The organism is Cupriavidus sp. LA-1, from assembly GCF_055385985.1.
Genome location: NZ_AP031390.1, coordinates 143498 through 164427 on the forward strand (window position 1 = coordinate 143498; position 20930 = coordinate 164427).

A 20930-nucleotide genomic window follows, 5' to 3' on the forward strand; every position below is an offset into this window, starting at 1 on the left:
GGTGCACCGGATGATGCTGTTCACAAGAAGGCTTGACTCTTTCTTACCTCGGCAAACGTTCAGCGACTCAGGGTGCCCCACCAAAACAGTGACTATTCCTGGGAAGATGCGGGCCCAACGCTGACCTTCATCTCCGAAAGGCTGCGACGCAACATCGCCACATTTGTCGCTCCGTTTATGACGCTGAACTGATGCTGCGCTTCTTGCCAGAGCGGCGCTGCTCGTTCATAGAGCTTCATTCCATCCGGGGTGAGTTCGACGAGGCGAATACGACCGTCCTCAGGAGACGGCCGTACCCTGACAAAGCCATCGCGCTCCAAAAAACCGATCATCTTTCCCATGGCTGTGCGCTCGATGTCGAGTCGCTCAGCCAGGGCATTGACCGAGGCGAACTCCTGCTCGTTCAACGTTGCCAGGGTCAGAAATTGCGTGATGCGAAGGCCGGACGGTTGGAGATACGCGTCATAAAGACGCGAGATCTGGCGGGCAGCCTTCCTCACCGTGAAGCAGTTGCATTGATCCACACCGATGGGTTGGCCTTCCGCCTGCATCTCACTTCTCCTCAACGTTGACAAATGGTTCAGTTCCTCGCATTTCAGGCAAATGCGCTTCGGTACTTTTCGATGAAGGCAGGCACGGACAGCGCCGGTGTGCCCGTGATCTTCTCGATAACATCGTTAGTTCCCTGGAAGACGCCCTCCCGATAGTGCTGGGCGACTTCGACGAGGTGCTGCACCAGGAAGGGAGGGAACTTGTATAGCAGTTCCATCTTTTGCTTGAACGCCTCGATCGAAGTCGGAGCATATTCGATCTTGGCGCCGAGCACCTCGCTCATCGCTGCAGCGATCTCCGTATGGTTCATTTCCACCGGACCGTGCAGCGTGTATATCTTGCCCCCATGGCCTTCAGGCCTTGCCAGCAGATGAGCAATGACCCTGCCCTGGTCGTCCGTGCTGATCGGGGCGTGGCGTCCGTTCTCGAAGGGAAACTCAATCTTCTTGTTGGCCCAGATTTCCTTCGCGAAATGGGGGTAGACGAGCCAATCCGCGAAGAACGTGGGCCGCAAGTGTGTCGTCGGCACACCGGACCAGTCGAACACCCGCTCGGACACCCAGTGGTCCTGTGCCGCATGGCTGGTCGATTCTCGCCGCGCAGAAATCTGCGACATGTTGACGATGGCGCTGACGCCGGCCTCCTTCGCGGCCTGCGCAAAATAGGCGGCAGCCCCGAGAATGCCCGGCGCGATCGGGTGCAGGAAGTAGGCAGCGCTGACGCCTTCCATGGCGGCACGAATCTGGTCGATGTCGGTGAAATCGCCGACGGCGATGTCAACACCGCGTGCCCGCAGCGCCGCTGCGCGCTCGTCGTCCGAGCGCACATAGGCGCGGACGCGCTGGCCCATCTGCAACAGTTCATCGATGGTTGCACCGCCGGTACGGCCGGTTGCGCCGCTGACGAGAATGGATGTGTCTTTCATGGCTGGAATCCTCATTGAGATGAGAGCATATGCTCTTAAACACAATATAGGAGCATATGCTCTCATAAGCAAGTTTTTTGTCTGGCGACTTATCAGAGCCGGGGGGATGCCGCCCCATTCTGAGTACCGTCTCGCTGTCAAAGCGTCGTCGAGGCCACAGACACGCTGGCGGTCTACCCTGGGCACTGTCGCCGCAATGGCTGCCGCACATTCGTGTGGTCATGCCTGCGACGCTCGCTCAGCAAATGCCCCTAGCCGTGGCGGCCTGGGCAGTTACGTGCATCAGCGACCGGCCACAGTGACCGATTCAGGGTTGGAACTGGCGGGGGACCGTGCCAGCGCCGTGGCGAGCGATTTAGGCGACATCGATTTGTTGCGCGCAAACTTCGGGACGCACCCCCTATTCGGCGGGTGCCAGCCCCGCGGCTATTCAGCTTGGCGTGCGGTTCCCGCCCCAGGCGTTTGCCAACCTCAACCGCATGAGCCGCTGCCGACTCGAGCCAGGACTCAGGCTCCTTGGGAACGGCCAATATTGTCAAACCCAGTCCATCCAGCACCCGCAAGGCGTGCGCGAAATTGACGCCCTTGCCATTCTCCCGTGGACAACATGCCGACCGAGACCCCGTAATGTCTCGCCGCCTAGTCAATCGGCAACCCGTCTTCCGCCCGGGTGGCGCGAATGCAGTCGCCAAGTTGATGAATGGTGCGAATCGTCGCGCGCGAAGGAGGCGTCGGATCAGGGAGGGGGCCGGCATGGAGGGAGGATGGCGGGAATGGCCAACTCGGCGGCAGCTCGCCGCGTAGTTTCATGTTCGTGAAATTAGATCAGGTTTGGTGACGATCGCCTGCAGGCAGGACGGCCGTACGCCGGAGGGCACACCATCACCACTGGCTGCGGCCCTTTGCTAGCTCCACAGGAGGTTGGCTTGTGGTGCTGGCGATTAATTGCATTTAAATATTTGAGCCCATTTGACAGGACCTCAACAGTTGGGAAATTCAGCAAAAAACGGCCGTCCGGTCATCTTATGCTTCCACGACAGTACGGACGCGTTATCCTTGCACTGCCTCGCCAGGAGTTTCAGTCTTCATATCTCTCGGCGTTTCCGCCTTGAATCCGGGGCGAGGTGCGCCGGATCTCTCATGGATCGGCCTGGCCGGCACAGAGATTTACCCGCTCCAGTGCAAATGCGGCCGCGTTATGGTTGAAGAAATTCAAGTTTGGATATGAATTGCCTATACGTCCGCACAAAGAAACGCCCCATTAGCCGCATTTCAGCAAAGTTTTGGACGGGAATTGCTTAAATTCCCGGCCACGATTCTCCGAATTTCCCATTAATTCAGCATTGGCCGCGTCTGGTATTCATGCATCACTTAGTGGGCCCGCGGCATTAACGCAGGAGCTTCACCAAGAGGTCGAAATGGACGCTGGACCTGCAGGAACGGTTCGCTTCTTCGTAAAGAGGATGCGAGCCCGGCACCACCGACACTCGCACTACTTCTGCTCGGTGTACCGGGCGGAGCCTGTGAGCGTCGAGAATTCGCTCTGATAAGGAGCTCTTCCCTTACGACTCGAGACAGACTCGCCTCAGGAACGAGGTATCCGAATCTGCGGCGCTACGGCGGAGCGGCTCCGGTTGGATGCCAGGCGCGCAAATCGATAGCGGCGTCTCAATGTCACGCACAGCCTCCATGCTTGTATCACCTTCTGGTGCAACACGGAGGTAAATGTGGCGCGCCACGATGGCAGCCATGACAACGACGATGGCCACAAGTAATGCTCTGGCGAACAACTTTGTCCAAGTGGTCACGGGATGATAACCATCGATCGTAGGAATCACGCACATGTCGCCGCAGTGATTGAGGCTGGAAGGACGACGTCGACGCCTTGGTGTTTTCGGACTCACGTTGGGCGGGATGCCCTCACTCACAGCGTGATGCTGTGGAAGCCAGACTATCCTCGGCCGGTAACCTCGCTGACCTGGAAGTCGCTGGTTGTCAGAACTACGCGATTGTGGCTTGGCGCCCTGCGGCTCCTTGCCGCTGTATCTCTGATGCGCTCCCATCCGTGCATGAAGGAGTCGACAATCACCCGGTCTCTATCCATGGCGGAGGAACTCGCCAGTGCAAGACCGAAATGATCTTCTAGGGCTTCCCGGCTGACCGCAAAAGTCTGGTTGTACCCCCCGATTAGATACTGAAATTCGACCCCAATGTCGTCATCGATGGCTGCGACCTTAAGTCCGACCGGGTAGACCATAGCCTTCTCCGAACGCATATCGATGGCATTAGAATACACCTTATGCTGCAGCTAGTGACGCCCCTGTTCAATGCTAACGTGAGCGAACCCTAACGATGCTCAGTTTCAACGCCCCTAACTCGCCCCTCGTTGAACGTCTCTCGGATGCTCAACAACTACGGGAGCGTGCTGCTGCGATTCTTTGGGTGAAGTCCCAGATGGCCAAGCACAGCATCGCCATCGATGACCTGGTTGCCGCCGGATGCTTTGCCGCAACCACCCCGGTTACCAGCCATGAGAAGGTCCATCCCATTCGCTTCAGAGACGCAGAAGGCCATAGCTGGGATGGCCGAGGCGACCAGCCTGATTGGCTGCAGCGGGCGATAAACGCAGGTCAGTCGAAGGAGCATTTCAGAGTCTCCTGAGAGCTAAGGAAGGTCTGACGGGGCCAGCACCCCTTGCTCCGTCTGGGTATGGTTCTTCAAAACTACCGTACAGGTCCTCAGGGACGATTGGCTATGGCTCTCGACACAGTGGGTTGAGCAAGCGCTGCTTCTTGCGCCGACACAGGGAAATGCGTTTCTGCGGATATTCCCAAAGCTCTGATCGATGACACGTTCAGGCCATCGATCCCCTTTGCAGAAGCTACGTTATCGAGGGAAAGCCATCATTTTCCCGGGAACATCAAGCTCGGCTTTCAAAACCTTCCCCGTTCCGGACTCGGTTATGAACAGTGTTGTCCTATCCTTACCACCGTACGCAACGTTGGTCGTGTGGACACCGGCACACGAATTCACTCGATAAACCGGCTCGCCTCGACTGTCGACAATCCAGACGCAACCCATGCCCGTATGAGCAATGGCAAGCCTGCCTTGCGCATCAAGCGCCAGACCATCCGGACCGCCCCCGCCAGACATCTGAACGAAAGTCCCCACCTTTGAGATGCTTCCGTCGCGCATCAGTGGAACTTTCCACACCGCGTTTGCACGAGTAACGGCCAAAAGAAGCGCCGTTTCTTCGAGATTCATGACTAGCCCGTTCGGGCTGGGGATGTTATCCATCAAGCATTCGAGCTTGCCAGCGGCGCTCATGCGAAACAGCCGTCCGCTCGGATCCTGATGACCGCTAAGACCCTGATCCGTAAAATACAGGTCTCCATTCTCCGCGAAGAACAGGTCATTGAGCGCTTTAAATCTTTCGACTCTGTAGCGATCGAGGAACGAGCTGATTTTTTTTGACTCGCGGTCGTAGACCATGATCCCGTTTTTGAAGTCTGCGATAAAGATGCGCCCATCACGATGGAACTTCAAGCCGTTAGGCCAACCGTCGTATTGGATGACTACTGTCGCCTCACCGGTGGGAGAGAATCGGACGATTCGCCCGTTGGGCAAGTCCACGCAGTACAGATTGCCTTCTTCGTCGAATGACGGCCCCTCGATCAATGACGAGGTGGGGGTGCCCAAAGGCTGACCCATCTCCCAGGCGGATCGCAGTTCGCTAGCGCCGGATGACTCCGGCAACGTAGCAAAGACAGACGTTTCCACCACCTTCGGTGCAGAGAAAAACATGAGAAAGTCTCCTTCAATTTATGGCGTCTCTCGACAATGGGGTTTCAGTTCGCCGTCCGCTGTTTTCGGACGCGAGGTGCCGTTTCATCCAGCAGCGATACACAGACGAAGGTAATTGCTGCATTGAGCATGACATAAAAGACGAGCAACCAGGGGCTCCCGTCGCCAATCTTGAGAAGCCATCCCGTCATAAGGGCCAATGTCGAGCCCAACAGCGTTCCAATCTGCTGAACGAACGACACGCCGCTTGACCGCCGCTCAACGGGGAAGAGTTCGGTAAACATCGCCGCCTGGGCACCGTACATCGCGCCATGCCCGAGAGCGATCGCGAGCGCTATGGAAATGGTCATCGCAGTAGAGTGGCCCTGATAGACCGCGTAGAACGCACAGGGCGCGATGACGAAGCTTGCGAAAGCTCCGAGTCGGTAAATTGTGCGACGCCCGAAGCGATCGGAAAGCGCACCGAAGATGGGTAAGAGGAACGCCTCGAGCAGCAACCCCACAAGGACGGCTGTAGCGATGGTCCCCGTATCAACGCCGCGGACAGTGGCGTACGCAGAAATTACTGTCGCGTAGACCGTGAAGACCACCCCTTCCGCCAGCTTCGCGCCGGATCCAAGAATGAGTCGACGTTTGTCGTTTGCAAAGACGTCAGAAATCGGCGAACGGTCTTGACCGTGCCGCGCACGGACCCCGACGAACGCTGGCGATTCGCTGATGTTCAGTCGGACGTACATCCCGACGATGATCAGAACAGCCGCCAGCAGAAACGGAATCCGCCAGCCCCAACTCATGAAGACATCATCGCTCATCTGCGAACGAAGCAGAGCAAACAGGGCGAGCGGAAAAACATATGCCAGCGGTACACCGATCTGAATCCAGCCGCCGAACAGTCCGCGCCTTTCCGGCTTCGCGAACTCGCACGCAATCAAGATGGCGTTCGCCTGCTCACCACCAGCGGAAAATCCCTGCAGTAAGCGGATGATGAGCAATGCGATCGGTGCCCACATGCCTATTTGGGCATACGTTGGCAGCAACCCGATACAGAAAGTGGCGAGCCCCGAAATGAAGAGCGTAATAACCAGAGAGAACTTTCGCCCCTTGGTATCACCCAGGTAGCCGAAGACGATGCCACCTATGGGGCGAGCAATGAAGCCTGCCGCATAGGTCGTCAGTACCACGAGGGTGCCAACCAAGGGGTCGAAGTTCGGGAAAAATATCTTGTTGAGGACTAGCGCGGAGGCTGTCGCAAAGATGAAGAAATCGTACCACTCCACCAAGGTGCCGATGGCGGAAGAAACGATGACCTTGGTGATGCTTACATTCCTGGTCGTATCGACGATGGGTACCGCCGTATTGGCTTCAGTCATGCTTGTCTCCAGTTTGGCAAGAACCGCATCTTTGTGTGGTCCTTTGCTTGCCAAAAGTCAGGCATATTGCGCGTTCACCGATATGCCGGGAAGGTGGAACGAAGACGTCTGGCCGTCGTATCTAGGTTGAACGCATTGTCGACGCCGCCGTCGGGAGCGCAGTGTCTTAGTCGACTTCTGGCGCTAGATACTTAATCAGCTCGGCGTCTACTTCAATGAGCGTGTCCAGTAACAGGAACGATAAAGCTTTGCCGTGCGTGTCCAGGTTTCTTGAATGATTGACACCTCCATCAAGCACGTTGTCTATCACCACGTTCATGGCGTCAAGATTGGGAACAAGATAGCGGGTGACTGCGCTAGGCTCTCTGTCGCAAAAGACCTGGGCAATTACTTCGGCCGTAAGCTGCTGAACGATTGTTTCGAAGAGGGCAGGATGCCAGGCGATTACACTAATATTTGACCTATCGCCCTTATCGCCGGTCCGGCCATGCGCGGCGCGATAGAGCGGTACCTTGTACTTCGTCGTGATGGTATTCATTCGATGAACTCATAGTTGGATGCGATTGCCGAACGGGGGATGTAGCACGCCAGAGTATCTAGTCGCTGCCGAAGTCCTGCGCGAACACCGCCGCCACCGGCAGGGCCGCACCTGTACAAAGCCGTCACCTCGCGACCGACGAGTTCGGCCAGCTTTGCATCCTGGTGGACCGCCGCAACACGCAGCCGAACGTCTCGCGCCGATCCTTGCGGCGTTCTACCAAGCATGCGTCCGGCATCGTCTCCGTGAATACTGAGAACACCAATCAGGTCAAAGCGAAGGTCCAGTTCATTGCCCAGCCTGTGCTTTACAATATCAGCGGCAAGACGAGCTCGCGCCTCGGCGCGAGGACCTGCATAGGAAATCTCGCCCTCCCCCAACCAACCACCGTCCTGGCAGATCAAGACTTTCAGAGTGTTCGGCCATTGTCGACCCTCGACCCCACTCACGCTGACGCAGTCAGGTCCTACCTGCTCGACTATGCAGTTCGAGATGTCGGAGATGGCGTCCGGAGTAAGGTAAGCGGTTGGGTCGTCAATTTCGTATAGCATTTGCTCACGCACAACTCTGGTGTCCACCAGGCCGCCAGTACCGTCAGCTTTGGTGATGATGCAATTGCCGTCCGAATCAACTTCTGCGATGGGGTAGCCGATATCGAACAGATTCGGAACATCTTTGATTCCCGGATCTGCGAAATAGCCGCCGGTCACCTGAACGCCGCATTCAAGCAAATGGCCCGCCATCACCGCCCTGCCGCGGCGCTTCCAGTCATCCCGCGGCCACCCAAAGTGCGCGAGCAGCGGCCCCACACAGAGCGCTGAGTCGGACACGCGCCCAGTCACTACAATGTCCGCGCCGGCCAGCAGCGCGTCGGCGATCGAATCGGCTCCCAGATAGACGTTTGCTGCAACCATGCGAGATTCATCGAGGGCGTCGCCAAGTGCCTCGCGGAAAAATGGCAAATAGGTTTCGCTCGATAGATCATCTCCTGAAATCACAGCGACGCGCGGAGGGCGTACACCGAGACGACTCGCGAGAGAAAGAATGCACCGACCGGCCGCTTGGGGATTCGCCGCGCCAAAGTTGCTCACGATCTTAATACCGTGATCGAGGCATTTTTCAAGGACCGGAGCAAGAATGTCCTCCAGCCAAGGGTCAAAACCAGCCTCTGGGTCCTTGCGACGCTCAAGTTGGGCTAGTGCTAGAGTGCGTTCGGCGAGAGTTTCGAAGATGAGACAGGATGGCAACTTCCGGCGGATCAAGGTCTCTACGACAGGAAGGGCTGCGTCGCGGCGATCTCCGGAGAATGCCGATGCCGCACCGATAAGGAATGAGGGTTTTGAGTTCACGATGGCGTAGTCCAATGTCACGGGCAGATGACCAGACTCTAGGCACATCATCGCTTGCGGTCCAACTCAAAGATTGGATGACGACGATCCAAGAACGAGATGGAGGTCTGCGTCGAGCGGGGACTATCGTGGCAGGTGATCTCGAATCAAGGCTATCAGGCACTCTGCCGCGCCTCGGGGAGCGCTGTCCGCTCGCCATGCAAGGTAAATACCGCGTGCGATATCGCAGCCAGCAAGGGGACGCATGACGAGGGCAATGGTGTGGATGTGTTCCCTCTCACATACAACCTGCTGGATAGTCGACCAAATCACTCAACTCAACACTTGCACAATCAGCCAGCGGATGGTTTGCACGACACACGAGGCAGAATGGATCTCGCTTCTGTGGTGATCCCCGATGGTGTGACGTCTAATGCAGCGATTGCAAAGTCGGCTCTTTTCGCGGCAACAAGCGTCACTTAGTCCCGTTGGAATACGCAGGAGAGTTCGACTTGAATGCCAGGAATAGATACCCTGAAGTCACTTAGAATTGGCGGCAGCCATGCATAGGTCAGTCCAACCATGGCCGCCAGCGCCACCTGTTGAGTCAAGTGCTTCGCGGATTGCTTGCACTCCAGCGTCGAAGTCACGAATGACGCCTAACGCGACTTCAGTGAACCCCAAGCTTGCGAAGCTTCACTCGTCTCCTCTGCTTCGCTATTCTTGAGGGTTCCGTCGCCTTGACTCGACGGAACACCATTTCGAAAATGCTCTTCATCCGTCTGCCCAATGAGACGCCGGAATCATTGTTAGGCTGACGCTCCTTTATTTTTTCCGTCTGCGCAACTTGCCCCCACTCATGTTCAGTGCTCGAGCACGCGTGGGGCAAATGGCCGCGCTTAAGAGCAGGTGTAGCTGGCGGCCACGTTTGGATCGCCGCTGGTGTATGTAGCCTTTTGCGGGTACATACATAGCGGACGGCTCTTCTGTACGGGGAATGATGTGGAAGCGGTGGTCTGAGCCGGAATCACCCCTGGAGCCTTACCGCTTTCCACCCAATCGGTAAGCAGCTTGTAAAGCTGATCATTCGTGGGCAGCGGAGGATTCGCGCTGGCGTTCGGTGTGCCGTTCGAGAATCCATGATTCATCCCAGGAATCAGGTAGAGACGGTAGAAATTCTGTACTGCGGCTGTACCCCCCATCTGCGTGAGAACTCGCTCGTAGTAGTTGACTGTACCCATCGCGAAGATGAGCGGATCAGCGAGGCCGTGGTATGACAGGAGCTTTCCGCCGCGGTCGCGGAATTTCGAAAGATCCGGATTATCGGTATTGATATGACCGAACACTGGGTCAAGGCTCACTCCACGATCGAACGCGTTCGACAGCTGCGCGTAGCTAAGCGTTTTCCATCCATCAGAACCATTCCCGCTGGCGTTGATGAAGGTCGGCTGAGCCAAGGTCGGATTCTGGAGCGCAATAGCAACTTGGTCAGTGGAGTTTGCGAACGGCGGCGTTCCACCAAGTCGGGTCATAATGGTCCCTCGCGTCAGCCCATACCATTTCTGGTTGCCCGCCAACGTGGGCGAGAGACCGATATCAACAGCTGGTGCCGGAATGCTTCCGTCAGACGTCTGACCGTACCACATCTTGTTTGCGGAGTTCGCCTGTGCAACGGAGACGCAGTTGGCAGTTGAATTGTTTCCGCCGTCACTCGGGCACAGAACGCTCACATCAGTGGTCGGGTCATACCGGCACTGCGTCGGATCTGGGATATAGCCCAAATGTTGGCCGCCAACCACATCACAGGCACTGATTGCGGCATTGGAGAGCAAATCTAACTGTCCGGTTGTCAGGTTGGAGCCTAGGTCTCGCAACTGTGCCAACTGCATGAAGAGCTGAGAAGTCTGGAACTTCGACCAGTTTATGGCGGGAGCGCCTGCCAAGATGCCGTCGAAATCCTCGGGATGTGCCTGGGCTTCCTTCATGCCTTGTCGGCCCCCCGTCGAGAAGCCGTTCCAGTATGAATACTTCGCGTCCTTTCCGTAGTACGCCTTCGTCAGCGCTTTTGTTTTGACGGCCATCTCGTGGAGGCTGCGATCTGCGAAATCTTTCCACAGTGCTTCATTGATGGTTCCATCTGGATTCATCGTGAACGAAGCATTCGCCGCTGCAACGTGTCCCGTGTCTGTAGACGCGGACACAGCGCCCTCGACCATGGCGGTAGTCGCCGCGCTGCCGGCGCTCCCAGAGGAAATTCCCGCCAGCGCGGTAAGAGAGGACTGCGTGCCGCCGGCCCAACCTCCGCCACCCTTTACGTGGATTCGATTGTTCCAGTTCGCTGGCGAGGGGAGCCAAATCTCAATGCCGATGCCCGCCGACGTGGAAGGAGCATCAGCCGGCCCCGGATTGCCTGGGCCCACGTTCAGCTTCACGACGCACACATCGTTAGCTGCGGTCGGCGTAGTTGAGGTCGAAGCTCCCGAAAGAAGAAGTGCATCGCCTTTCTTAAAGGATTTCACCATCAGCACCGTTGTGTCTGCGTCAGGTTTGAACGCTGCCTTCAGCGTATCGTCGCACGATAGGTTGGTCGGCGTGATAGGAGTGGTGGGTGTCGTCGGTTGGAGCTGCGATGCGCTATCGCCGCCACCGTCACCACCACAACCATAGAGGGCCGCAATCGAAAGCACGGTGGCACCGATTACGGTGTACCTTGTACTGATGGTCGTGTATTTCATCGTTGTCTCCTCGTTTCACATTGAAAACTATTTCCACAATGGAACGGATTCGCGTGGACTTCTTTAATTATTAAAGACTAATATTATTTATAAATAACGCTTTACGTCATTTTGATCTCGCAAATCTACTTCCACGAGATTCATAAATTTAGCTACGACGTATACTGCATTGGAAGGCCAACATAATTTTCGGCGAGGGAGGCCGCACCCAAAGGAGAACTTGTGACATAGTCAAGTTCTGCCGTTTGCATCCGGTAGCGAAAGTCGTCATCGCCCGGGAAGCGATGCATCATCGAAGTCATCCACCACGAAAAGCGTTGAGCCTTCCATATGCGCTTGAGCGCCGTTTCGGAGTAGCGCGCCAGCGGCTCGGGATTGCCTTGACGGTAAAAGGCTTCAATGCCGGCCGCCAAGACTTGGACATCCGCAGCAGCGAGATTCAGACCTTTCGCGCCAGTTGGTGGGACCACGTGCGCAGCATCCCCAGCCAGGAACAGGCGACCATATTGCATCGGGTCGGTAACCACGCTGCGCATGCCCACAACTACTCTGCTGAAAATAGGACCTTCTTTCGGTGCCCATCCGTCATTGACTTCGAGCCGCGCACGAAACTCCGACCAGATGCGATCATCAGACCAATCATCAACGTTTTCCGTCGGATCCACCTGAAAGTACATACGCTGCACCTCAGCGGAGCGCGTGGACACCAGAGCGAAGCCGCGCTGGTGCTGTGCATAAATCAATTCAGCTGAGGAGGGCGGCGCCTTGCAAAGAATACCGAACCAGCCAAAGGGATAAACTTTCTCGAATGTCTTCAGCTTTGCCGATGGGATGCTGGCTTTTGAGACACCGTTGGTTCCATCGCAGCCCACGATGTAGTCGCAGCGAATCTCTTCAGCAACGCCCTCGCTGCTCAGAAACGTCAATCGAGGCGTGTCTTTATCGAGATCGTGCAGCGTTACGTTAGACGCTTCGAAGCGAATATCTCCGCCCGACTCCAGCCGAAGTGCGACGAGGTCTTTGATGACTTCATGCTGTGGATAGAGAGCAACTGATTTTCCACCGGTGAGTTCCGGAAAGGCGATCCTGCGTGTTTGGCCATTGAAGCGCAGATGAATGCCATCATGTCGAACACCCTCTCGCTTCAGACGGTCGCCCGCTCCTATGCGGTCCATGAGTTCGACGGTACCATGCTCGAGAATTCCGGCTCGAATAGTGGCCTCAATCGCATCCCGACTTCTTGTTTCAAGAACGATAGATTCAATACCAGCAAGATGTAGAAGTTGGGAAAGCAACAGGCCTGCTGGGCCTGCGCCAATGATGCCTACCTGGGTGCGCACAGATGTCTCCCGCTGTATTAATAATCGTGGCTTTCGGAGCGTTCGCAATGCAGGTCCGGATAGGCCTAATGCTTGGCGCGAAGCTGGGGGCAGCCTTCTAATGTGTGCTCGAATTCTTGCACCCGCGACCGTCAAGGGGAATGTACGATTGCGCCGAAATCTTGCACTTTTCGGTTGTTGGCCGAACCCGGAAAGTCGACCTGCTTTGCGTAGCTACTCCGGTACGTTCGGACATACTGACAGTGCGTTCATGAAACGCATCCATCTCTTATGCACGGAGATGCCCTCGGAATCCGCGGAAATCCAGGGGTAAGCCTCAATGGGTTGAACGTGTGACGCGAGTTGCGGACACGCCATCTCCACTTGAACTCGTGGGCGCGTCGGCTCGGCAAATGTTCCTCTCGTTTGAGCACGCGCTTGCACATTCCATGCAATCACTTGTACTTTTGCTACAGCCGCTCGCCGGCTGTTTCAATAGGAGCTATCCTCAGTTGGAGTACCGCCAGCAAGAGCGGAGACGGAGGAGATAATGAAGAGCACGGGCGTCCCCATCTACATGCTTTACGGTGAACAAGATGTCTGGCCCATGCCAGACATGATGCATTGCGAATCGATTGCGTCTCGATGCCGTCTCCATGATTGGCACATCGAACCTCATCAACACGCCGGGCTACTTCAGCTGCTGTACCTTCAGCAGGGCAACGCGCAATTGCACCTGGATGGGGAAGAGACCCACATGGGAAGCGGACAGATCCTTCTCGTTCCACAGAACTTTGTCCATGGATTCAAATTTAGTACTGACGCCATCGGTTATGTGATCACCGTCGCATACCCGTTCGTCATCAAACTGGCTCAGACGATGGGAGGTGGAACGGGTTGGTTCTCACACCCGTTTCTTCATGAAGTTAAGGGCGGAGACGACGATGCTTGCCTGACCTCTGCCTTCGCTGCGTTTGTACGCGAGTATCGAGGCGGCGCTCCTCACCGACATCTGATCGTCGAATCCCTCCTCTCGACCATTGTCGTAATGTTGGCTAGGAAGGTCCAAGAGGGGCGGCCGCAGAGCGCGCGGGGAGTGAAGGACAATCCGCTGTATTGCCGCTTCACCGACCTACTAAACCAATGGTGGGATAAGCATTACTCGCTAGACCGATATGCAAAGGAACTTGGCATCACGACTGCCCATCTCAATGCGCTTTGCCGCCGCATTGCGCAGCGCTCGGCGCTAGATTTAGTTCATGAACGCCTCATTCTTGAAGCGAAACGGAGCCTCGCCTACACCTCGATGTCTATCAGTCAACTCTCGTACGCTATTGGGTTCTCCGACCCGGCCTATTTCACCAGGTTCTATAAACGCGAAACTGGAGAGTCTCCCCGCGACTTCCGTCTACGCCTCGAACTGCTGAGCGGCCAATAGAACCCAATGCACTAAGAGAGGCGGCCTGCCGACTTTCTCTCCAGCGGATAGGGTCTCAATAGCAGCGGCATTCCGCGAAAAGAATAAGCAGAGTCTCAGTGGCAAGGTGATGCACTTGCGACTGAGCCATGCCAGGACAGACATGCAGTGGAGCACTCAGGCTGCTGTTGCTAGGAGAATATTGGCTCTTGCTAGTGCCCGAGCATCTCATTCGAACGGAATGCAGCTGACTCCGGCTTTTGAGGACTCACGAATTGCTTAATAGTGAGAGCGAGGCATGCCGCCAGGCCAGCCGTAGCGACGATCGCGAAGATTCCGCTAAAGCCAACTTGACGACGAGTGAGCTCTGCAACCAGATACGACCCAGCGATACCGCCGAGCCGCCCGATACCCAGCATCCACGCAACTCCAGTGCCTCGACCCTGAGTCGGATAGAAGGCCGCAGCCAGGGCGGGCATCGACGACTGTGCGGTGTTCATCAATACGCCTGCCGCGAACACGACTGCTACGAGCAGGCCCACATTGCCAACAGCCTGTCCAATTCCATATACGGTTAGTGCAGTGAGCGCGTAGCAGAAAGCGATGACGCGATTGGCGTTAAATTTGTCCATCAATACACCGCACAGAACCGCCCCAATACCACCCAGCGGAAACAGCGCGGAGACCAGCGTTGCCGACTTTGGCGTGAGTCCAGCTTCCTTCAACAGGATGGGCATCCAGTTGATAGATGCGTAGAAAATGACGAGTCCCATGAAGTATGCGAGCCAGAGCATGATGGAGCCGGCCAGGTAGGGGCGCGACAGGACCAGAGCAATGCCGCCCTGGCCCGCCGGCGCTTGAGTCGGCTCGGTCATGATGAACGAGGATGCGTCGTGAGCATCGGAGTTTATCTTCGCGAGTGTGCGGCGAATCCTTTCCACCGGCTGGCCCTTTGCAATCATGTACCGCACGGACTCGGGGAGCAACAGTACGAGCAATACGAGCAGAACGAGCGGCGCAATCCCGCCCAACTGCAGGACACTGCGCCAGCCCAGGTGCGGGATCATCCAGGCCGCCAGAAAGCCACCAAGCGCCGCCCCAAGGGGAAATCCGCAGAACATCAAGTTCACAATCATGGCACGCCGCCTGTCGGGGCAAAACTCGCTCATCAGGGTAACCGCATTTGGCATGGCTGCACCGAGGCCGATACCGGTTACGAATCGCAGAGCTGTCAGCTCAGTGATGTCGCCGGCATAAGCCGACGCTAGGCAAGCCACGCCGAAAACGAGTACTGAGAGGATAAGCATCAGACGGCGACCCAGTCGGTCGGAGAGTGGCCCCGCCACGATCGCGCCAGCTGCCAGACCGAAGAGCGCAGCGCTTAGCACTGGAGCTAAGGCCGGCCGAGAGATGCCCCATTCCGACACCAACGAGGGGGCAATGAAGCCGATTGCTGCCGTGTCAAAGCCGTCTAGCAACACGATTACGAAACACATCCCAAAGATGAGCCACTGAAATGGACAAAAGCGGCTTCCATTGATGATACTCTGGGCATCGACGTTTGATTTGCTCATAGTTTCCATTGATTAAAAGGATTTTATTCCCGATATATTTCTTGCCCAATTAATGCGCACTTACCAGTGCCAATCCTGGCAAAAGCGCTTGATGCACAGCGTCTACGATTCTGGCGCCGAAGCGTTTTACGAAACGCCGAAGCAGTGATTCATGTCCAGCGTTTCGTTGATCGTGGGTGACTGAGAATCTGTGCCAATCTATTCACAGTCGGCTCCGAGGGCGTATCGGGGCCCAGTTCTAATCGCGAACCACAGCTCTCTGTATGCTTGATAGTAGGATTCTTAGAACAGGCCGAAGAATTCGGGATAACCCGTGCGCCCAAGCTTCGCGAGCCGCGCATTATAGGTGCGCAATTTCCGGGATCGGTTGATAGAACATTGTTCGTCTCGCACCCTCTTTACATTAGTTCGCTCGTTTTCAGCGAATAGTGCGAATATCTGACGGCGACAAAGTCGACATGCGACAAAATTTCATACAAACTACGCAAGAAGTCATTGGTGTTTGGCGTCTGGCGTCAGCAACCGCACACCAACCCGGGATCGTCATGTTCAGAGCTTGACGTCCATCGCGGTGCCGAGGGAGGGGGCGACGAGCGCGTTGCCAAGCACGCACATAATCATGCTCTCCGACGTGGTTTCGCTGGCGTCCTCCAACACATGACGCTCGGGCCATGCTGCGCGATGCAGCGGGCCCGCCGCAAGCAATAGCCCAGCAAAGAAACTGACGATCGGCGTACGTCCCTTACGTCCATGCGTTTCGGAGACTCAAGCGTCACGGCTGGCAAGCGGAGGGATTTACCCTCTGCTCCTTCTCGACTGGTATAGGGGCCTGGGCGCGATATACACAGCCCTCCGCCCGTTCTGGAGGCTCATCGAGCTACGCATCATCATGGCACCCGATGCTTTATTGTCACTTGGCGAACATCGTGTCCAGCTTGAGGCCGCAACGGGCCATCTGTGGGCGGGCAGCCGGTTCGGATTATTCGACTTGTCAGCTACTCCGGCTGCTGCCCCACCTGCGGTGAAATCGTCCACCTGGAAGATGGCCGCAAGGAGTTTCTTGGCGGACTCGTCGGCAGGTCGAAGGAACACCCCCGTCGAGCATGTCTTTTCGTTCGATCGGCCACGAAGGTGGGCAAGCCGTTGCAATAGCTCCGCTTCACTAGAACAAGGCGAGAACAGCGTATGGACGACGTACTGAGGGCTCTCAAGGACGAAGTGCTTCTTAAGTTGGGGAGGAACATTTCGGTCTTGAGCTTTCGGACTTTTCCGTTAGCGACCGCGATGCTGCGCTCCTTGAGTCTTTCAATCATGGATGGGAGCGCATTAGGACTGTCGCGGCGCGGAATCGGGCCGTGCCGAGTTCCGGCCGCATAGTTCTGAAATCAAGCGATTTCTAGATGGGGACCGGCTTGGAACTTTGGTGACAAGTCACCGGACTGGCAGAAGCGAAATTTTATATGCACACGAGACGTGTTTGCATTATTCTGTGATTCTATAGCCTAGCCTGAAAAGGGGATACACCGAATGGCAACTTACAAAGAACTCATGGCACAGAAACAGGCCCTCGAGGCCCACCTGGAAGAAGTGCGTGCCAATGAAGTCGCAGGCGTTATCGAGCAGATTCAAAATTTGATGGCTGAGTATGGCCTGACGGTCGATGACATTAACAAGCGCCGTCGCGGTCGTCCCGCAGGCAGTGGCGCTGGCAAGCCGAAGTCGCAACTGCCTCCGAAATATCGCGATCCCAAGACCGGAAAGACTTGGTCCGGCCGCGGTCGCGCTCCGTTGTGGCTGGGGAAGAATCCGAACCGGTTCCTCATCGCAGAGGAGTAAATCAGGCGTCCCGATGCCAACGATGAACGCGCCCTCTGGAGCGGAGACCAGCTTCATCTGCGGTCTGGCCAGGGCGCTCGTTCCGTCGGAGTGACGCCCCCACTGTGGCGTTCATTTTTGGTGCGTTTGCTATCCTGATGGGAACCTGGCGCCCCCTCCGCGGCGGCGTCGTTCGAACCTTATCTTCCGCGAGGAGCCAATATGAGTAGAAGAAGGGGAGCTGCGGCTCCCCTTCTTCGTGTTTGCGGTTCGCTAGCTGCACTCACGCGGGCGAATCAAGGTCCTCATGCCTCTGGGAAGCTTCTGTTCAGCGACCTCGAACAATCCGGATTTGAGGACCAGCGCCTTAAGGTTCTCCTCACCGTACCGCGCCTTGCGGCCAGCAAACGCGTCCGGTTCCAAGCGATTTACAACGATCGCTGCGTGAGCCAGGTCGGTCCACCCATCTGGACGCCTTAGAGCTGCTGTGATTTTGTTGAGCAATTCAACCATTCGGCTGCTCTGGAGATTGACGAGCTCAATGGCGGCCGAGCCCTCATCGGACGGCCCCAAGTCTGCGGCCAACTGTAGTGGCTCAGCCATTGGGCCATGCATCGATTTGAGGCGTTGGTGCATGGCAAGCATCCTCTCTTGATGGCGGTCCAGATGAGCGCTAGCCTGGGCTAGCGACAAAGCGGAACCAGGCTGCCAGAGCGGCAGAAAGTGGTGCGCGAGTTCGTTGCGGTCAGCGGTTAGCGCATCTAGGTCGGCCTCCAGAGCTTCCTTGTCCGACGGCTCAAGGTCGAACCAAATCGTCGTGCTGAACCAAGGCAACGAAGGGTCAGCCGGCTCCGGATTGTTTGGGGTCGCGAGACGTTCGCTGCGAAATCGCCGCTGCGAGCCCTTCATCGAGGTTGCCGTTAGGGGTGAATTTCGGACCTCAACCCGAGCCGGGGCATCCTCCGGTGTACCGTCGATCCTTGCGAGTCCGAGTATGGCCTTCAGAAGGTGTTCTACCTGCTGATTCAGCAGCAGGTTCCGTCCCATCTTGAGCAGAACCTCGTCCTTGAGAGATTGTGGTGCCGGATGTTGAGGGTCATCCATTCGTTTTGAGTTGAATTCGGCCGATTGTTTGCCGTTTCGCAGGCGTTCGAGCACGGCTTCCGCCAAGGCCCGCGTCATCTTAGGCAAAGAGGTGTTGCCCGAGGAGGGCAACACCATTTCGTGCACCTTGCTATGCATCATTCAATCGGGCTGTCGCTCTCGGCGACCTAGGTGGCCGAAGTACACGACAATTTCTGCGCCTCTTCGATGACCACGTCTTCTTGGGCGGCAACTACCTTGCGCTCGCCAAGGCGCAACACCAGTGCCCGCGGGTCACAACGGTACTTTTCGGCAGCATGCCTAACGGGATGGATGTATCCGCCATAGACATTCGCATATCCCATGAGTAGGGAGTCGTTATCGATTACGGGCATGGGTTGCGGAGCCACTTTGTGGGCGAAAATGTCGGCTGCGTCCATGATGCCGAACAAGTCGGCCCCAACTTCGTGACCGGCGCGCTTGAGCGCCGCGATTGCGACTTCAGTCTGCGCATTGCCCGCACCACCACCGAAACCCTTAAGACTCCCATCTATGAACGTAGCGCCCTCATCCACCGCAGCAAGGATGTTGCCGATGGCCAAGCCAAGGTTATTGTGGGGGTGAAATCCGATAGGAATCTTCACAGCTTGACGTACCGCACGAATGCGCGCTGCCACCTCGGTTGGAACCAAATGACCCTGCGATTCGGCTAGGTTCACGTAGTCTGCACCGTACGACTCCAGTTTCTGGGCTTGTTCCGCCAACTGTTCGGGGCTGGCCATGCCGGCCGAGATCAAGTAGCCGACGGTGAACATTCCCAGATCCTTGGCCCGACGCAGATGCTGCTCGGTCACATCAGCCTCAGTGCAGTGCGTTGCAATGCGAGCCACGCTCACTCCGACCTCTGCCGCCATCTCTAAATCAGCAAAGAGCCCAAAACCGGGCAAAAGGAGAACGCCGACCTTTGCTCGCTTCACGGCGCTGCACGCGGCTTCGAGTAGTTGGCGGTCAGTCGACGGCGCACGCCCTACGTGGAGGCAACTTCCGCCGAGGCCGTCACCATGGCCGACTTCAATGATGTCGACCCCCGCGGTGTCCAGCGCGGCAGCCGTCGCGTGCACAATTTCAGGAGTGAACTGATGACGGTATGTATGATTTCCGTCGCGCAAGGTTACATCGACGAAAGTGATCTTTGCCATGGATGCCTCTTAGAATTGTGTCGCGCAATAGCGATCTGCAACGGCCACTGCAGCCGCGTTGATGATGTCCAGGTTTCCTGCATAAGGCGGCAGGAAGTCTCCGGCTCCCTCGACCTCGACTCCAATCATGAAATGATCGTCGCGCAAGAACGGTTCAACGGTGAGACGGTAGCCGGGAACATAGCTCTGGACCTGTTTCACCATTTCCAGTACAGAGTCCTTTACTCCCTGCTCATCGACATCTCGATCCACAATCGTATAAATGGTGTTGCGCATGATGAGCGGTGGATCAGCCGGATTGATCACTACCATCGCCTTGCTGCGCCCAGCGCCACCGACCTCCATTAGAGCCTTTTGCGAGGTAAGCGTGAATTCCTCGATGTTCTCTCTCGTGCCCGGCCCGACGCTTCTGCTGGAAACGGTTGCAACGATTTCGGCGTACTTCACCTTCGCGACACGGCTCACACCGTGCACAATCGGAATTGTCGCCTGTGCCGCGCAGGAGATGAGGTTCACGTTCTTTGCGTCGAACCCGTCGTCCATGTTCACGCACGGCACGACACTGGGGCCAACCTTCGCAGGTGTGAGATCAATTGCGAAGATCCCAGCCTCCTTGAAGCGGGGTGCGTTTTGCCTATGCGCACGGGCCGAGGTTGCTTCGAAAACGATTCCGATGTCACCTTCTTCGAGAATCGACTCTACTCCGTCGGTGGACGTCGCATAGCCAAGTTCTCGCGCTCGCGCCAAACCTTCTGAGGCAGGATCGATGCCGGCCACCAGGCGAAGGTCGAACATAGGGTTACGTTGAATCTTGTACATCAGGTCGGTGCCGATATTTCCCGACCCCAAGATGGCGACGGGCATTCTTCGTGATGGTGTTTTCATGGCGTAGTTTTCTGTTGCGCTATCCGCAAGTGTCAAAACGTTGCTGTGTCAGAGTGCGCGGCTCCAATCGGTACGTGCACACCCGGCCTCGGTTTCTTGTATTTCGAGATAAACCACTCGTTCGATGATGCGCAGCGCGTCGCCATCTAGTTCAGTCGTCGTAACCGCCGGCAGCAAAGAGCTTCGTGTCCCCGCGGTATCCGTATGGATAAGCAGGACTTTCGGATTGACCATGACCGTACCGCCGTCTCGCCGATCGACCGAATAGACTGCATCGCCCGTCGATTTAGCAGCCTGAGGCTGGGCACCTTCCGGTGGGGGACTTACATCTAAGGACCTCATCGGCCCGCGTTCGCGCTCCCTAGCTGAAGGAGGACAGGTTGTCC

17 protein-coding genes are annotated in these 20930 nt (G+C 56.6%); 3 read left to right on the forward strand and 14 right to left on the reverse strand.

The genetic code is table 11. The features are described from left to right. Positions 1-92: 92 nt before the first annotated feature. The 3 genes from ACZ5MJ_RS34905 to ACZ5MJ_RS34915 form a co-directional block, all read right to left on the reverse strand. Positions 93-551 carry a MarR family winged helix-turn-helix transcriptional regulator gene (locus tag ACZ5MJ_RS34905; protein ID WP_464227386.1) on the reverse strand — a complete coding sequence of 153 codons (459 nt, stop codon included), beginning with the start codon at positions 549-551 and terminating at the stop codon, positions 93-95. Between the two features lie 44 nt (positions 552-595). Continuing rightward, positions 596-1477 (reverse strand): NmrA family NAD(P)-binding protein, encoded by an 882-nt coding sequence (locus tag ACZ5MJ_RS34910; protein WP_464227388.1) that lies wholly within the window; start codon positions 1475-1477, stop codon positions 596-598. Between the two features lie 1951 nt (positions 1478-3428). After that, positions 3429-3734: a DUF1488 family protein gene (locus ACZ5MJ_RS34915; protein WP_464227389.1), complete on the reverse strand. Its 306-nt coding sequence runs from the start codon at positions 3732-3734 to the stop codon at positions 3429-3431. A 95-nt stretch (positions 3735-3829) separates the two neighbouring features. On the opposite strand from ACZ5MJ_RS34915, the gene ACZ5MJ_RS34920 reads away from it, so the two are divergent. Continuing rightward, on the forward strand, positions 3830-4138 hold the full coding sequence (locus ACZ5MJ_RS34920; protein WP_464227390.1) for an H-NS histone family protein: 309 nt from the start codon (positions 3830-3832) through the stop codon (positions 4136-4138). Positions 4139-4363: 225 nt separating this feature from the next. Here ACZ5MJ_RS34920 and ACZ5MJ_RS34925 read toward each other — a convergent pair whose 3' ends face one another. The 6 genes from ACZ5MJ_RS34925 to ACZ5MJ_RS34950 form a co-directional block, all read right to left on the reverse strand. Next, the gene (locus ACZ5MJ_RS34925; protein ID WP_464227391.1) at positions 4364-5281 is read right to left on the reverse strand and encodes an SMP-30/gluconolactonase/LRE family protein; all 918 of its coding nucleotides are present in this window, start codon (positions 5279-5281) and stop codon (positions 4364-4366) included. A gap of 44 nt (positions 5282-5325) precedes the next feature. Beyond that, complete coding sequence (locus ACZ5MJ_RS34930) at positions 5326-6651, reverse strand: MFS transporter (protein WP_464227392.1); 1326 nt, start codon at positions 6649-6651, stop codon at positions 5326-5328. A gap of 166 nt (positions 6652-6817) precedes the next feature. Beyond that, a complete protein-coding gene (locus ACZ5MJ_RS34935; protein WP_464227393.1) occupies positions 6818-7189 on the reverse strand; it encodes an AtuA-related protein in 372 nt (123 codons plus the stop codon). Then, complete coding sequence (locus ACZ5MJ_RS34940; protein WP_464227394.1) at positions 7186-8589, reverse strand: acyclic terpene utilization AtuA family protein; 1404 nt, start codon at positions 8587-8589, stop codon at positions 7186-7188. The genes ACZ5MJ_RS34935 and ACZ5MJ_RS34940 overlap by 4 nt, the downstream gene beginning before the upstream one ends. A gap of 827 nt (positions 8590-9416) precedes the next feature. Beyond that, positions 9417-11252: a tannase/feruloyl esterase family alpha/beta hydrolase gene (locus ACZ5MJ_RS34945; protein WP_464227395.1), complete on the reverse strand. Its 1836-nt coding sequence runs from the start codon at positions 11250-11252 to the stop codon at positions 9417-9419. Positions 11253-11404: 152 nt separating this feature from the next. Continuing rightward, positions 11405-12592, reverse strand: a complete 1188-nt coding sequence (locus tag ACZ5MJ_RS34950; protein WP_464227396.1) for a 4-hydroxybenzoate 3-monooxygenase — start codon at positions 12590-12592, stop codon at positions 11405-11407. A gap of 529 nt (positions 12593-13121) precedes the next feature. Here ACZ5MJ_RS34950 and ACZ5MJ_RS34955 point away from each other — a divergent pair. After that, positions 13122-14009: a helix-turn-helix domain-containing protein gene (locus ACZ5MJ_RS34955; RefSeq protein WP_464227397.1), complete on the forward strand. Its 888-nt coding sequence runs from the start codon at positions 13122-13124 to the stop codon at positions 14007-14009. Positions 14010-14200: 191 nt separating this feature from the next. Here the strand turns inward: ACZ5MJ_RS34955 and ACZ5MJ_RS34960 are convergent, their stop codons facing one another. Continuing rightward, positions 14201-15562: an MFS transporter gene (locus ACZ5MJ_RS34960; protein ID WP_464227398.1), complete on the reverse strand. Its 1362-nt coding sequence runs from the start codon at positions 15560-15562 to the stop codon at positions 14201-14203. Between the two features lie 1527 nt (positions 15563-17089). Here ACZ5MJ_RS34960 and ACZ5MJ_RS34965 point away from each other — a divergent pair. Next, entirely contained in the window at positions 17090-17398 is a 309-nt protein-coding gene (locus tag ACZ5MJ_RS34965) for an H-NS histone family protein (RefSeq protein WP_464227399.1), read from the forward strand. A 252-nt stretch (positions 17399-17650) separates the two neighbouring features. Here ACZ5MJ_RS34965 and ACZ5MJ_RS34970 read toward each other — a convergent pair whose 3' ends face one another. Genes ACZ5MJ_RS34970 through ACZ5MJ_RS34985 form a run of 4 tightly spaced genes read right to left on the reverse strand, consistent with a single transcriptional unit; the run spans position 17651 to position 20778 of the window. Next, positions 17651-18622, reverse strand: a complete 972-nt coding sequence (locus ACZ5MJ_RS34970) for a hypothetical protein (protein WP_464227400.1) — start codon at positions 18620-18622, stop codon at positions 17651-17653. A gap of 26 nt (positions 18623-18648) precedes the next feature. Continuing rightward, positions 18649-19659, reverse strand: a complete 1011-nt coding sequence (dmpG, locus tag ACZ5MJ_RS34975; protein WP_464227401.1) for a 4-hydroxy-2-oxovalerate aldolase — start codon at positions 19657-19659, stop codon at positions 18649-18651. A 9-nt stretch (positions 19660-19668) separates the two neighbouring features. Further along, positions 19669-20544 (reverse strand): acetaldehyde dehydrogenase (acetylating), encoded by an 876-nt coding sequence (locus tag ACZ5MJ_RS34980; RefSeq protein WP_464227402.1) that lies wholly within the window; start codon positions 20542-20544, stop codon positions 19669-19671. A 48-nt stretch (positions 20545-20592) separates the two neighbouring features. Then, positions 20593-20778 (reverse strand): hypothetical protein, encoded by a 186-nt coding sequence (locus ACZ5MJ_RS34985; RefSeq protein WP_464227403.1) that lies wholly within the window; start codon positions 20776-20778, stop codon positions 20593-20595. Positions 20779-20930: the final 152 nt, after the last annotated feature.